The sequence below is a fragment of the Williamsia sp. R60 genome, from assembly GCF_054063855.1.
This window is the reverse complement of sequence record NZ_JBSSGR010000002.1, coordinates 84,085-97,610: the sequence shown is the minus strand read 5'-3', so window position 1 is coordinate 97,610 and position 13,526 is coordinate 84,085. Positions and strand designations below refer to the sequence as shown.

Below are 13,526 nucleotides of genomic sequence, written 5' to 3'. Positions count from 1 at the left end.
TCGCCCGCCGTCAGGCGATATGCTTTTCCCGCTTCGACCCGGGCAACATCTTGCGACGGCACCCGCGCAAGATCGCGAGACGCGGAGCGAGCATGTACGTGCCCGACCCTCGGACGGAAGTTCCCATGTTCGCTGTCATCGCCCGCACAGTTGTCGCTCATCCGTGGCGGTTCATCGCCGGTTGGGTGGTCATCGCCGTGTTGATCATCCTGTTCTCGCCCAACCTCGAGGACCGCACGAGCAACAATCAGCAAGACTTCCTGCCATCGTCGTTCGAATCGGTCCACGCTCAGGAGTTGGGTAACGAGTACTTTCCGGCGACGGCCGGGGCCAGCGGCAGTCTGGTGGTATCTCGTCCGGACGGTGCCCCACTCACGCCGGATGATCAACAGACCGCCCTGGGTTTGGCAACAACGTTGCAGGACTCCAAGATTCCCGGCGTCACGAGCGTCGTCGGCAGTCCCCAATCGTTCTCGCCAGACGGCAAGGTGGCCGCGCTCCAGGTGACCTTCGCCGGGCAGCCGGGTGACGAGACGGTCAACGATGCGGTGGCCGATGTGCGCGACGATGCCACCAAGGACCTCGAAGGCACCGGGCTCGCAGCGGGTCTCACGGGCAACGCCGCGATATCTGTCGACAGCAACGCCGCCTACGCTGATGCCGAGCAGGTCATCACCATTGCGACGGTGGTCATCATCCTGCTCACACTCGGGCTGGTGTTCCGCAGTCCCATCATCGCGATCCTGCCCATAGTCGTGATCGGAGTGGTCTTCATCGCTGTTCGTGGTGTGACAGCCATGGCGGCAGACCTTTTCGACTTCGAGGTGAGCACCACCCTCGACGCGATCCTGGTGGTCGTGCTCTTCGGCGTCGGCACCGACTACATCGTCTTCCTGCTCTTCCGTTACCGGGAGGAGTTGCGGCAGGGCGACTCTCACAATCCGGCGATCATTCTCTCGACGCGAGTTGTCGGCCGGGTGGTCGCGTCGTCGGCACTGACAGTGATCGGGGCATTCTCCGCGCTGTTCCTCGCCAAGCTTGGCTCACTCAGTTCGCTGGCACCAGGCCTGATCATCGCCGTGGCAGTCATGCTGATGACCGCCCTGACGCTCATCCCCGCCATTTTCACCGTCCTGCATCGCCACCTCTTCTGGACCCTCGGACCGGGCCACCACCCCAGACGCTCGCCGTTCGCCGGGATCGGCCGATTCGTCGGCGGCCGACCGATCATCGTGGTCGGAACCGTTGTGGCAGGCCTGATCGTGCTGGCGATCTTTAGCACTGGTTACAAGGCCACCTACGACACACTGGCCGAGATGCCCTCGGACACACCGTCTCAGCAAGCGTTCGACACACTGGCCGACTCACTGCCCCCAGGGGCGCTGAGCCCGACCCAGGTGTACGTGAAGACACCTGGCCCGGTCCCACAGGACCAGTTGGCTGCGCTCGAGGCAAACCTCGCGAAGGTCCCCGGCGTGGCGTCGGTGCAGCCACCCAGGATCAGTCAGGACGGCACGGCCGCACTGATCAACGTCATCTTGACCCAGAGTCCGTACACAACCGACGCTCTCGACACGGTGGAAGGCCCTGTGCGGCAGACAGCACACGATTCGATCCCCGGGGCCGAGGTCTACGTCGGCGGACAGACGTCGACCTTGGTCGACGTGCGAAAACAGCTCGGTTCCGACACCGGTCTGGTGTTCCCGGTGGCCGTGGTGATCGTCGGTGTGATCCTCGGACTGCTCCTGATGTCGGTTCTCGCACCGATCAATTTGCTCATCTGTGTCGGGCTCACTTTCGCCGCCACACTCGGCGCTCTTGTCATCGTCTTCCTGCACGCCGCCGGCCTCGCAGGTATCGACTTCTCGACGCCGATCGTCCTCTATCTGTTCGTGGTCGCAATCGGCACCGACTACAACATCCTGCTCGCCGAGCGCTTGCGAGAGGAGTTCCGCGACGGCCATTCACCTCCGGACGCGGCGCGGATAGCGATCGCCAACGACGGTCCGACGGTCGCCGCGGCGGGCACCATCTTGGCGCTGACCTTCGCCTCGCTCACACTCACCGGACTCGACAACCTGAAGGAGCTCGGCGCGGGAGTCGCGATCGGTGTCCTGCTCGCATCGCTTGTGATGGCACCCACGCTGGTGCCCGCTCTCTCGGTGTTGCAGCGCAAGGCGTTCTGGTGGCCGGCGAACGACGTGCCCGGTGGGCCGAAGCAGTCGCCACCCTCGGGGCCCGATGGCGCCGCGACTGCCAGCGGCCCCGCAGATTCATCAACTGCCCGCTCCTGACGGTGCCCGGCGCGTAGCATCGGCCTGGTGACAGAGGCACCGTCGCGTTCCAATCGTCTTGATGTGCTGCGGGTTCTGGTCTACAGCAGCGACGCTGCCACCCGCCGGCAGGTCATCGAGGCACTGGGCGACCACCCCCCTTCCGGACTCGCCCCGTTCACCTACGTCGAGGTGGCAACTCAGCCCGCCGTGCAAGCCAGGATGGACGAGGGCGGCATCGATCTGGTCATCCTCGATGGTGAGGCGTCTCCCGCGGGCGGCATGGGAATCGCCAAACAACTCAAAGACGAGGTGGACCGCTGCCCTCCCGTGGTCGTTCTCACCGGTCGTGCCGAGGACAGTTGGCTTGCCAACTGGTCGCAGGCCGAGGCGGTTGTCCCCCGGCCTCTTGATCCGTTCACCCTCACCCAGGCCGTTGTGGAAGTCCTGCATCCATCACGCTGACTCCCCTCTGACCCGCGTACATTTATGCGCGATCGAGATAACTGGGATGACAAATCGGCAACCCGTGTCACCGCGAGAACCCTGCCGAGCACCGAGGTCTCACGAGTAGCGTGTGTCTCAGATCACACACAGCCCATGTGCGGTCGCACCCTCGGACAGCGTGCCCGTCCGCCCGGTCGATGACCGCCGCTCTCCACCGCCACTCGCGGGAAAGGAGGATTCGGTGCCATGAATCTCTACGTGCCGATCCTCGTTCTCGGTGCCATCGCCGCCGCCTTCGCGGTCTTCTCGGCAATGCTGGCCTCCGCGGTGGGGCCCCGCCGCTACAACCGTGCCAAACTCGAAGCGTATGAATGCGGGATAGAACCCATTCCGAACCCCCTGCGAGGCAGAGATTCTGGAAGCGCCGGGCTATCTGCCGGCCAGCGGATACCCGTCAAGTACTACCTCACAGCCATGCTCTTCATCATCTTCGACATCGAGATCGTCTTCCTGTACCCGTGGGCGATCTACTTCGACTCGCTCGGCTTGTTCGGCTTGATTGCCATGGCGCTGTTCATCTTCAACGTCTCGGTTGCCTACGCGTACGAATGGAGGCGGGGCGGCCTGAGCTGGGATTGATTGTCTGCTGGACACATTCGAAAAGAGAGTAACCACCATGGGACTCGAAGAGAAGCTGCCGAGCGGGTTCCTGCTGAGCACCGTCGAAGGTCTCGCCGGATACATGCGCAAGGGTTCCCTGTGGCCCGCCACCTTCGGATTGGCCTGCTGCGCAATCGAGATGATGGCCACCAGCGGCGGGCGCTTCGACATCGCCAGGTTCGGCATGGAAGCGTTCCGGGCGTCGCCGAGGCAGGCCGACCTGATGATCGTCGCCGGACGGGTCAGCCAGAAGATGGCACCGGTGCTCCGGCAGATCTACGACCAGATGGCTGAACCCAAATGGGTTCTGGCCATGGGTGTCTGCGCTTCATCGGGCGGCATGTTCAACAACTACGCGATCGTGCAGGGCGTGGACCACGTCGTGCCGGTCGACATCTACCTGCCCGGCTGTCCGCCGCGGCCCGAGATGCTGTTGCACGCCATTCTCAAGCTGCACGAGAAGATTCAGGACATGCCGCTCGGGGTCGACCGGGTGGAGGCCGTCAAAGCAGCTGAGGCCGCAGCACTCACCGCCACCCCCACCATCGAGATGAAGGGGTTGCTGCGATGACGCCGCCCGATGACGGGCCTACCCGCGACGACGCTCCCGGCGAGGTCATCGGTGTCCGTCGGGGGCTGTTCGGCGTACGAGGCAGCGGCGACACGTCTGGTTACGGTCGCCTCATCCGCCCGATCACCCTGCCGGGCAGCACTCCTCGTCCGTACGGTGGCTATTTCGACGAAGTGGTGGACACCCTCGGGCAGGCGCTGGAGAAGGCCGACGCACCTGTCGAGATCTTCGACGCCCTCGAGAAGATCGTGGTCTACCGCTCAGAACTCACCCTGCATGTCTTTCCCGCGCATCTGCAGGTGATCGCACAGACACTGCGCGACGACCCGAAGTTGCGCTTCGAGCTCTGCCTGGGTGTCAGCGGAGTGCACTACCCCGACGAGACCGGCCGCGAACTCCATGCGGTCTACCCGCTCATGTCGATCACCCATAACCGGCGAGTCCGGCTCGAGGTCGCCGTTCCCGACGCCGACCCCCACATCCCGTCGCTGCACGCGATCTACCCCACCACCGACTGGCATGAACGCGAGACCTACGACTTCTTCGGCATCGTCTTCGACGACCATCCGTCACTGACGCGGATCGAGATGCCGGACGACTGGGCGGGACATCCACAGCGCAAGGACTACCCCCTCGGCGGAATCCCTGTGGAGTTCAAGGGCGCGCGTATACCGCCGCCTGATCAGCGGAGGTCCTACAACTGATGAGCGACAACATCGACACGGGCAGCAACCTGTTCACTGCCACAGGCCAGGACTGGGACCACATCGTGAGTTCGGCCGCCGAGTCCGGCGAGGAACGCATCGTGGTGAACATGGGGCCGCAGCATCCCTCGACTCACGGTGTGCTGCGGTTGATCCTGGTCCTCGAAGGAGAAACGGTCACCGAGGCCCGCTGCGGAATCGGCTACCTCCACACCGGCATCGAGAAGAATCTCGAGTTCCGCAACTGGACGCAAGGTGTCACGTTCGTGACCCGGATGGACTACCTGTCGCCGTTCTTCAACGAAACCGCCTACTGCCTGGGCGTGGAGAAGCTCCTCGACATCACCGATCAGATACCGGAACGGGTGAACGTGATCCGGGTGTTGCTGATGGAGTTGAATCGCATCTCCTCGCATCTGGTCGCGCTGGCGACCGGCGGCATGGAACTCGGCGCGGTGACCGCCATGCTGTTCGGCTTTCGCGAGCGCGAACTGATCCTCGACATCTTCGAGATGATCACCGGATTGCGGATGAATCACGCCTTCATCCGGCCGGGTGGTCTGGCTCAAGATCTGCCCGACGGGGCGGTGGAGAAGATCGGCGAAGTTCTCGAGGTGCTCCCCGGGCGACTACGGGACATGGAAGACCTGTTGAGCGAGAACTACATCTGGAAGGCACGCACTCAGGGGATCGGCTACCTGGACCTCACCGGCTGTATGGCATTGGGGGTCACCGGCCCGATTCTCCGCGCGACCGGTCTGGCGCACGACCTCCGACGGTCTGCGCCGTACTGCGGTTACGAGAACTATGAGTTCGACGTGATCACCGATGTGGCGTGCGATTCCTACGGTCGCTACCTGATTCGTGTCAAGGAAATGAAGGAGTCCTTGAAGATCGTCGAGCAATGCCTCGACCGATTGCGCCCCGGCCCGATCATGGTGGAGGACAAGAAGATCGCATGGCCTGCCGATCTTGTTGTGGGCAGCGACGGGTTGGGCAATTCACGCGAACACATCTCCGAGATCATGGGCTCGTCGATGGAGGGGCTCATCCACCACTTCAAACTGGTCACGGAGGGCATGAGGGTGCCGCCGGGCCAGGTGTACGTGTCGGTCGAATCGCCTCGGGGCGAGCTGGGTGTGCACATGGTCAGTGACGGCGGGACCCGACCGTACCGGGTGCACTTCCGCGACCCCTCCTTCACCAATCTGCAAGCGGTGGCTGCCATGTGCGAGGGCGGGATGATCTCGGACGTGATCGCTGCGGTCGCGAGCATCGACCCTGTGATGGGCGGAGTGGACCGATGACTGCTGAGCCCGTCTTTCTCACCTTCGGTGATCCGGTGCCGCCGGAGCAGCGCTATCCCGCCGATGTGGTGGCCCGGCTCGAGCCGGACGCCCGCGAGATCATCGCCCGATATCCCGATGCACGGTCCGCATTGCTGCCGCTGCTGCACCTGGTCCAGAGCGAGGACGGGTACATCACGCCAGCCGGGATCGCCTTCTGCGGAGGGCTTCTCGAGCTGACGCCGGCGGAGGTGACCGCCGTGTCCACGTTCTACTCGATGTACCGGCGGCGGCCGACCGGGGATTTCCTGGTCGGGGTCTGCACCAACACCTTGTGCGCGGTCATGGGCGGTGATGAGATCCTTGCCGACCTCATCGACCACCTCGGGGTGGCCCCGGGAGGGACCACCGCGGACGGGTCGATCACGCTCGAACATCTCGAGTGCAATGCGGCGTGCGACTTCGCACCCGTGGTGATGGTGAACTGGGAGTTCTTCGACAATCAGACGCCGGAGTCGGGCCGCGTGCTCGTGGACGCATTGCGTTCAGGCGAACAGGTCACCCCGACACGTGGTGCGCCGCTGTGCACCTTTCGCGAAACAGCCCGCATCCTGGCAGGTTTCCCTGATTCCCGGCCTGGTAGCTCGGACGCTGCCGGGAGTGCCGGTGATCCCAGCCTGGCCGGCCTCCTCATCGCCAGGGACCGGGGTATGCAGGCCCCCGCCACCAGTCGCCCAGACCTTCCGAACAATGCCTCCCCCGACGCGGGCCGTACCGGTGCTGCAGATGAAGCCGAAGCATCCCGGACGGCCGCAGACAAGCCGGCACCGGCGCCGGATGCGCAGCCGCACGATCACAGTGCGACCACGGACAGCAAGGAGGTGTGAGATGCCACTGGCACCGGTCTTGAGCCGTTACTGGGACGAGCCCGAGTCCTGGACGCTCGACACCTACCGCGAACACGAGGGCTACCAGGCACTTTCGAAGGCGCTGGCGATGGAGCCCGACACGGTCATCGCCACGATCAAGGAGTCGGGCCTGCGAGGACGGGGAGGGGCCGGATTCCCCACCGGGATGAAGTGGTCGTTCATTCCCCAGGGCGACGGCATGCCCCACTACCTCGTGGTCAACGCCGACGAATCCGAACCGGGTACCTGCAAGGACATGCCGCTCCTCCTCGCCACCCCACACGTGCTGATCGAGGGGATCATCATCGCCGCGTATGCCATTCGCGCGGCACACGCTTTCATCTACGTGCGCGGCGAGGTGGTCCCGGTGCTACGCCGATTGCACAACGCCGTCGCCGAGGCATATGCCGCCGGATACCTCGGCGACAACATCCTCGGCAGTGGTTTCCATCTCGACGTGGTGGTGCACGCCGGTGCCGGCGCCTACATCTGTGGTGAGGAGACCGCGCTGCTCGATTCGCTGGAAGGGCGCCGCGGACAACCGCGTCTGCGTCCACCCTTCCCCGCCGTCGCCGGCCTCTACGCCAGCCCCACCGTGGTCAACAATGTCGAGTCCATCGCCAGCGTGCCGCCGATCATCCAGTACGGCAACGAATGGTTCCGATCGATGGGAAGTGAGAAGTCGCCGGGGTTCACCCTGTTCTCGTTGTCCGGCCATGTGACACAACCGGGACAGTACGAGGCACCGTTGGGCATCACGCTGCGCGAGCTGCTCGACTACGCAGGCGGTGTTCGCGCCGGGCACCAACTCAAGTTCTGGACCCCCGGTGGCTCGTCCACCCCGATCTTCACCGATGAGCACCTCGACGTCGCCCTGGACTACGAAGGCGTCAGCGCAGCCGGATCGATGCTGGGCACCAAGGCCTTACAGATCTTCGACGAGACCACCTGCATCGTCCGCGCAGTTCTGCGGTGGACCGAGTTCTATGCCCACGAGTCGTGTGGAAAGTGCACTCCCTGCCGCGAGGGCACCTATTGGCTGGTGCAGATACTCCGAGATCTCGAGAACGGCAGCGGTTCCGAAGCCGACCTCGACAAACTCCTCGACATCTCCGACAGCATTCTCGGCAAGTCGTTCTGCGCTCTCGGTGACGGAGCAGCCAGCCCGATCATGTCGTCTCTCAAATATTTCCGTGACGAGTACGTGGCCCATGCCGAGCACGGCGGCTGCCCGTTCGATCCGGCGCGAGCAACACTGTTCGCGTCAGCAGGTGCTCCCATGAACGCAGGTGCGCGATGACGGCCGTCGACAACAGCCCGGCGTCGGGGGGCTGGGCGGCCCTCGATCTCGTGACGATCACCATCGATGGCGTCGAGCTCAGTGTGCCCAAGGGCACCTTGGTGATTCGCGCCGCTGAACTGATCGGTGTACAGATCCCGAGGTTCTGCGACCATCCCCTGCTCGAACCGGTCGGGGCATGCAGGCAATGCCTGGTAGAGGTGGAGGGCCAACGCAAACCCCTCGCCTCCTGCACCACCACGGCAACCGAGGGCATGGTGGTGCGCACCCAGATCACCTCGCCGATTGCGGAGAAGGCCCAGCGTGGGGTGATGGAACTGCTCCTGATCAACCACCCGCTGGACTGCCCGGTGTGCGACAAGGGCGGTGAGTGCCCGCTACAGAACCAGGCGATGTCCACCGGACGGGCAGAGTCGCGCTTCGAAGGGGTCAAACGTACCTTCCCCAAACCGATTCCACTCTCGAGTGAGGTGCTGCTCGACCGCGAGCGGTGCGTACTGTGCGCACGATGCACCCGGTTCTCCGAACAAGTCGCCGGCGACCCGTTCATCGATCTCCTCGAACGAGGAGCCCAGCAGCAGGTGGGGATCGCGGCAGACGAACCATTCGAGTCCTATTTCTCGGGTAACACCGTGCAGATCTGTCCGGTGGGGGCATTGACGGGTGCGGCGTATCGCTTTCGTGCCCGACCGTTCGACCTCGTTTCCAGCCCCAGCGTCTGCGAGCACTGCGCAAGCGGATGCGCACAGCGCACCGATCATCGGCGGGGCAAGGTGATGCGCCGACTGGCCGGGGACGACCCAGAGGTGAACGAAGAGTGGAACTGCGACAAAGGCCGATGGGCATTCACCTATGCCACTGCTCGCGATCGCATCACCACACCCCTCATCCGCGACGCGGACGGAGAGTTGGTGCCGACATCCTGGTCACATGCGCTGGACATCGCTGCACGCGGACTGCGCGCGGCCCGCGGTCGGGCCGGGGTTCTCGTCGGTGGACGCGCAACGGTCGAGGACGCGTATGCCTACGCCAAGTTCGCTCGAACAGGGCTGCACACCAACAACATCGACTTCCGTAGCCGCGACCATTCGGTCGAGGAAGCACAGTTCCTGGCGGCGAATGTGGCCGGACGTCTCCTGGACGTCACCTACACCGACCTCGAGAACGCGCCCTCGGTACTACTCGCCGGCTTCGAACCCGAAGAGGAATCGCCAATCGTGTTCCTCCGACTGCGCAAAGCGGTGCGCACGAAGGGAATGGTGGTGCAGGCCATCGCGCCCTATCGCAGCCGTGGCCTGGAGAAGCTGTCGGCCCGGGTGATCCCGGTGGTACCGGGCGATGAACCCGGCGCACTCACCGCGCTCACCGACTCGGCCGCCCTGACCCGGCCCGGCTCCATCATCGTGGTCGGCGAACGCCTCGCGTCGGTGCGCGGCGCACTGTCGGCGGCCGCCGCTCTATCCCGTGCGACCGGCGCCAGACTCGCGTGGATCCCCCGCAGAGCCGGTGACCGTGGCGCACTGGAAGTCGGTGCGCTGCCCGGTCTTCTGCCGGGTGGGCGGCCCGTGGCCGACCCCGAGGCACGCGCAGAGCTCGCAACCGTGTGGGGGCCCGATCTGCCACAGGAACCCGGCTTGGACACCGGTCAGATCCTGGCGGCGGCGGGTGCCGGGTCACTGGGGGCGCTGCTCGTGGGCGGTGTCGAACTCGACGACCTTCCCGACCCTGACGCCGCACGCTCCGCACTGGACGACGCGCCCTTCATCGTGAGTGTGGAAGTGCGGACCAGCGACGTCACCGATCGCGCCGACGTGGTGTTCCCGGTGGCACCGGTGGTCGAGAAGAGCGGCACTTTCGTGGACTGGGAGGGACGCCCCAGATCGTTCGCAACCGCACTGCCCGCCACCGACTCGATGCCCGATCTCCGCGTCCTCGATGCAATCGCGCGGCAGATGGGTATGGATCTCGGGCTCCCCGACCCCGGCAGAGCCCGAGCTGAGCTGGCCGGTCTCGGGGCCTGGTCGGGTGCCGGCGCCCCAGCGCCCGACGCCTCTGCGGCAGAACTTCCCACAGCTCGGCGTGGCGAGGCCATCCTGACCGGCTGGCGGTTGTTGCTCGACTCCGGTCGTCTGCAAGACGGTGAGCCCCACCTCGCAGGTACGGCTCGGCGACCGGTGGCACGCATGTCGGCGGCCACCGCCGTCGAAAACGGCCTCGCCGCAGACGATCTCGTCACGGTCAGCACGGACCGCGGGGCCATCACTCTCCCGGTGGACATGGTCGACATGCCCGATCGGGTGGTCTGGCTGCCGCTGAATTCACCGGGCAGTCAGGTCTACGCCGAACTCGGGCCGGCGATCGGCAGCATCGTGAAGGTCCACCGTGCGGACGGGGGGGTGCGGCCATGAACGACCTGTCCGAGTTCGGCCACGACCCCTGGTGGCTCATCCTCGCCAAGGCGTTGATCGTCTTCGTCTTTCTACTGCTGACCACTCTGGTCGCCATTCTCGCCGAACGAAAGGTGATGGCGTGGATGCAAACCCGCGTCGGACCCAACCGTGTCGGGCCCATGGGATTGCTACAGAGCCTGGCCGACGGTGTGAAGCTCGCCCTCAAAGAGGGCATCATTCCCCGCGGGATCGACAAGCCGATCTATCTGCTCGCTCCGATCATCGCCGTCATCCCGGCCATCATGGCGTTTGCCGTGATCCCGTTCGGACCGGTGGTCTCGGTGTTCGGTCACCGAACACCACTTCAATTGACCGATCTTCCGGTGGCCGTGCTGTACATCCTCGCCGTCACCTCGGTAGGCGTGTACGGCATCGTTCTCGCCGGATGGGCCTCCGGCTCAACGTATCCACTACTCGGTGGGTTGCGTTCGACGGCGCAGGTCATCTCGTACGAGATCGCAATGGGATTGACGTTCGCGGCGGTCTTCCTCCATGCCGGCACCATGTCCACGTCGGGGATAGTCGACGGTCAACTCGACACCTGGTACGTCTTTCTCCTCCTCCCCTCGTTTGTCGTCTATGTGTTCTCGATGGTCGGCGAGACCAACCGGGCGCCCTTCGACCTCCCCGAGGCAGAAGGCGAACTGGTCGGCGGCTTCCACACCGAGTACTCATCGCTGCGGTTCGCGATGTTCATGCTGGCGGAGTACATCAACATGGCCACGGTATCGGCCCTCGCCGCGACGATGTTTCTCGGCGGATGGCATGCGCCGTGGCCCCTTTCGATCTGGGATGGCGCCAACTCCGGCTGGGTGCCACTGATCTGGTTTGTCGCCAAGGTCTGGGGTTTCCTCTTCTTCTTCATCTGGCTGCGGGCCACGCTGCCGCGGCTGCGCTACGACCAGTTCATGACGCTGGGGTGGAAGATCCTCATCCCGGTGTCACTGGGATGGGTCATGGTCGTCGCAACCATCCGTGCTCTGCGGGTGGAGGGCCATGACATCGGTTCAGTGGTCGACGTCATCGCCGGTGTGGTCTTCGCGATCGCCTTGCTGGCTGTGTTCTGGGTGATGAGTCGTTCCAAACGACGGCGAGCCGGTGAGGCGAACGCAGGCCCCGACCTTTCCGCACCGTTCGATCCCATGGCCGGAGGATTCCCGGTGCCGCCACTGACCGGGCAGAGCCGGCCCGGCCAGACATCGCGTGGACAAACCGGATCGGCACTACCGGCCACAACACGTTCGGAGCCGACACCGGCCTCGCAACCCGTTCCGATGAAGGAGAGCAGCGATGCGTAATCCGCTTGAACCACTTGCCGGTTTCGGGGTCACGTTCTCGTCGATGTTCAAGAAGAACAACACCGAGTTGTATCCGGAGGAGAAGGCTCCGACAGCGGCGCGCTATCACGGGCGACACCAGCTCAACCGCTATGCCGACGGACTCGAGAAGTGCATCGGCTGCGAGCTGTGCGCCTGGGCGTGCCCGGCCGACGCGATCTACGTCGAGGGTGCGGACAACACCGAAGAGGAACGCTTCTCACCCGGCGAGCGGTACGGGAGCGTCTACCAGATCAACTACCTACGCTGCATCGGATGCGGGCTGTGTATCGAAGCCTGCCCCACCCGGGCCCTCACCATGACAAACGAGTACGAGATGGCCGACGACAACCGCGCCGACCTCATCTATGGCAAGGACAAACTCCTCGCCCCGCTCGAACCGGGCATGGAGTCACCGCCCCACCCGATGCAACCGGGCAGCACCGACGAGGACTACTACCGCGGCTCGGTGATCGCCACAAACGAAGTGCCGCAATGAACCCGGCGTGGGCAGCTGAGTCACTCACCCGAACGTCCACGGGCGAGGCGGTCCAGTTCTGGGTACTCGGCACTGTCGCCGTCCTGGGCGCGCTGGGTGTGGTGTGCGCAACCAAGGCTGTGTACTCGGCGGTGTTCCTGGCCATGACGATGATCATCGTTGCGGTCTTCTACATCGCGCAGGGCGCGCTGTTCCTGGGTGTGGCTCAGATCGTCGTCTACACCGGCGCGGTGATGATGCTGTTCCTTTTTGTTCTCATGCTGGTCGGGGTGGACTCGTCCGATTCACTGGTCGAGACACTACGTGGACAACGACTCGGTGCCATCTGCGCCGGGCTCGGATTCGGGATCCTGCTGATCGCGGGGATCGGAAGTGCCACGGTCACAGCCTTTGCCGGAGTCGACGACTCGACGACGGTGGTGTCGGACCGCTCACCGGGAGCCGCGACCGGAGGCAACGTCGAAGGACTCGCCGAGCTGATCTTCGTCCGGTACCTGTGGGCGTTCGAGCTCACCGGCGCGTTGCTCATCACCGCGACCATCGGAGCGATGGTGCTGGCCCACCGCGAACGCCTCGGCGATCGGGACAGTCAGCGCGAGCTCTCCGTCCGACGCTTTCGCGAAGCCGGGCGCCGCACACCTCTGCCGAATCCCGGTGTCTACGCCCGGCACAACGCCGTCGACATGCCGGCCTCGCTACCCGACGGCTCGTTCTCCGATCTGTCGGTGAGTGATGTCCTCGAGCCCCGGGATCCGGCGGGCCCCAACCTCGGGTCGGCCAAGTCGGATCGCGCCGGTGGGCGGCGGTCATGAATCCCGAGAACTACCTGTACGTCTCGGCTCTGCTGTTCACGATCGGGGCATCCGGCGTACTGATCCGCCGCAATGCCGTGGTCGTGTTCATGTGCGTGGAACTGATGCTCAACGCCTGCAACCTGGCCTTCGTCACCTTCGCCCGAATGCACGGCAACCTGGACGGTCAGGTCATCGCCTTCTTCACCATGGTCGTCGCGGCCACCGAAGTTGTTGTCGGACTGGCGATCATCATGACCATTTTCCGGACCCGCCACTCGGCCTCGGTCGACGATGCCGACCTGCTGAAGCTATGAGACA

12 protein-coding genes and 1 pseudogene are annotated in these 13,526 nt (G+C 64.6%); all 13 read left to right on the top strand.

The features are described 5' to 3' along the window. The first annotated feature begins 125 nt into the window (after positions 1–125). The 13 genes and pseudogenes from ACVWY6_RS07220 (at position 126) to nuoK (ending at position 13,522) form a co-directional block, all read left to right on the top strand. Positions 126–2,294: an MMPL family transporter gene (locus tag ACVWY6_RS07220; protein WP_457537076.1), complete on the top strand. Its 2,169-nt coding sequence runs from the start codon at positions 126–128 to the stop codon at positions 2,292–2,294. Positions 2,295–2,321: 27 nt separating this feature from the next. Beyond that, positions 2,322–2,738, top strand: coding sequence for a hypothetical protein (locus tag ACVWY6_RS07215; RefSeq protein WP_457537075.1), 417 nt, complete (start codon positions 2,322–2,324; stop codon positions 2,736–2,738). A gap of 228 nt (positions 2,739–2,966) precedes the next feature. Then, positions 2,967–3,359 carry an NADH-quinone oxidoreductase subunit A gene (locus tag ACVWY6_RS07210; RefSeq protein WP_457537073.1) on the top strand — a complete coding sequence of 131 codons (393 nt, stop codon included), beginning with the start codon at positions 2,967–2,969 and terminating at the stop codon, positions 3,357–3,359. A 37-nt stretch (positions 3,360–3,396) separates the two neighbouring features. Beyond that, positions 3,397–3,951, top strand: a complete 555-nt coding sequence (locus tag ACVWY6_RS07205; protein ID WP_030168726.1) for a NuoB/complex I 20 kDa subunit family protein — start codon at positions 3,397–3,399, stop codon at positions 3,949–3,951. Further along, entirely contained in the window at positions 3,948–4,655 is a 708-nt protein-coding gene (locus tag ACVWY6_RS07200; RefSeq protein WP_457537071.1) for an NADH-quinone oxidoreductase subunit C, read from the top strand. Before ACVWY6_RS07205 ends, ACVWY6_RS07200 begins: the two co-directional genes overlap by 4 nt. Beyond that, positions 4,655–5,962, top strand: a complete 1,308-nt coding sequence (nuoD, locus tag ACVWY6_RS07195) for an NADH dehydrogenase (quinone) subunit D (RefSeq protein WP_030168722.1) — start codon at positions 4,655–4,657, stop codon at positions 5,960–5,962. The genes ACVWY6_RS07200 and nuoD overlap by 1 nt, the downstream gene beginning before the upstream one ends. Further along, positions 5,959–6,828, top strand: a complete 870-nt coding sequence (gene nuoE, locus ACVWY6_RS07190; protein WP_457537070.1) for an NADH-quinone oxidoreductase subunit NuoE — start codon at positions 5,959–5,961, stop codon at positions 6,826–6,828. Before nuoD ends, nuoE begins: the two co-directional genes overlap by 4 nt. 1 nt (position 6,829) lies before the next feature. Beyond that, complete coding sequence (nuoF, locus tag ACVWY6_RS07185; RefSeq protein ID WP_457537069.1) at positions 6,830–8,149, top strand: NADH-quinone oxidoreductase subunit NuoF; 1,320 nt, start codon at positions 6,830–6,832, stop codon at positions 8,147–8,149. Then, the gene (locus tag ACVWY6_RS07180) at positions 8,146–10,557 is read left to right on the top strand and encodes an NADH-quinone oxidoreductase subunit G (protein ID WP_457537067.1); all 2,412 of its coding nucleotides are present in this window, start codon (positions 8,146–8,148) and stop codon (positions 10,555–10,557) included. Before nuoF ends, ACVWY6_RS07180 begins: the two co-directional genes overlap by 4 nt. Continuing rightward, positions 10,554–11,789, top strand: a pseudogene (gene nuoH, locus ACVWY6_RS07175) (NADH-quinone oxidoreductase subunit NuoH); the annotation flags it as partial. The gene ACVWY6_RS07180 and the pseudogene nuoH, both read left to right, overlap by 4 nt. Before the next feature lie 100 nt (positions 11,790–11,889). After that, entirely contained in the window at positions 11,890–12,414 is a 525-nt protein-coding gene (gene nuoI / locus ACVWY6_RS07170) for an NADH-quinone oxidoreductase subunit NuoI (RefSeq protein ID WP_023956643.1), read from the top strand. Next, positions 12,411–13,226 (top strand): NADH-quinone oxidoreductase subunit J, encoded by an 816-nt coding sequence (locus tag ACVWY6_RS07165; RefSeq protein WP_457537065.1) that lies wholly within the window; start codon positions 12,411–12,413, stop codon positions 13,224–13,226. Before nuoI ends, ACVWY6_RS07165 begins: the two co-directional genes overlap by 4 nt. Then, positions 13,223–13,522: an NADH-quinone oxidoreductase subunit NuoK gene (nuoK, locus tag ACVWY6_RS07160; protein WP_023956647.1), complete on the top strand. Its 300-nt coding sequence runs from the start codon at positions 13,223–13,225 to the stop codon at positions 13,520–13,522. The genes ACVWY6_RS07165 and nuoK overlap by 4 nt, the downstream gene beginning before the upstream one ends. The last annotated feature ends 4 nt before the right edge of the window (positions 13,523–13,526 follow it).

What these genes read in the sequence shown, in the direction of transcription:
- ACVWY6_RS07220 (WP_457537076.1), top strand. Translation starts at nt 126, where the DNA reads ATGTTCGCTGTCATCGCCCGCACAGTTGTCGCTCATCCGTGGCGGTTC.
- ACVWY6_RS07210 (WP_457537073.1), top strand. Translation starts at nt 2,967, where the DNA reads ATGAATCTCTACGTGCCGATCCTCGTTCTCGGTGCCATCGCCGCCGCC.
- ACVWY6_RS07205 (WP_030168726.1), top strand. Translation starts at nt 3,397, where the DNA reads ATGGGACTCGAAGAGAAGCTGCCGAGCGGGTTCCTGCTGAGCACCGTC.
- ACVWY6_RS07200 (WP_457537071.1), top strand. Translation starts at nt 3,948, where the DNA reads ATGACGCCGCCCGATGACGGGCCTACCCGCGACGACGCTCCCGGCGAG.
- nuoD (WP_030168722.1), top strand. Translation starts at nt 4,655, where the DNA reads ATGAGCGACAACATCGACACGGGCAGCAACCTGTTCACTGCCACAGGC.
- nuoE (WP_457537070.1), top strand. Translation starts at nt 5,959, where the DNA reads ATGACTGCTGAGCCCGTCTTTCTCACCTTCGGTGATCCGGTGCCGCCG.
- nuoF (WP_457537069.1), top strand. Translation starts at nt 6,830, where the DNA reads ATGCCACTGGCACCGGTCTTGAGCCGTTACTGGGACGAGCCCGAGTCC.
- ACVWY6_RS07180 (WP_457537067.1), top strand. Translation starts at nt 8,146, where the DNA reads ATGACGGCCGTCGACAACAGCCCGGCGTCGGGGGGCTGGGCGGCCCTC.
- nuoI (WP_023956643.1), top strand. Translation starts at nt 11,890, where the DNA reads ATGCGTAATCCGCTTGAACCACTTGCCGGTTTCGGGGTCACGTTCTCG.
- ACVWY6_RS07165 (WP_457537065.1), top strand. Translation starts at nt 12,411, where the DNA reads ATGAACCCGGCGTGGGCAGCTGAGTCACTCACCCGAACGTCCACGGGC.
- nuoK (WP_023956647.1), top strand. Translation starts at nt 13,223, where the DNA reads ATGAATCCCGAGAACTACCTGTACGTCTCGGCTCTGCTGTTCACGATC.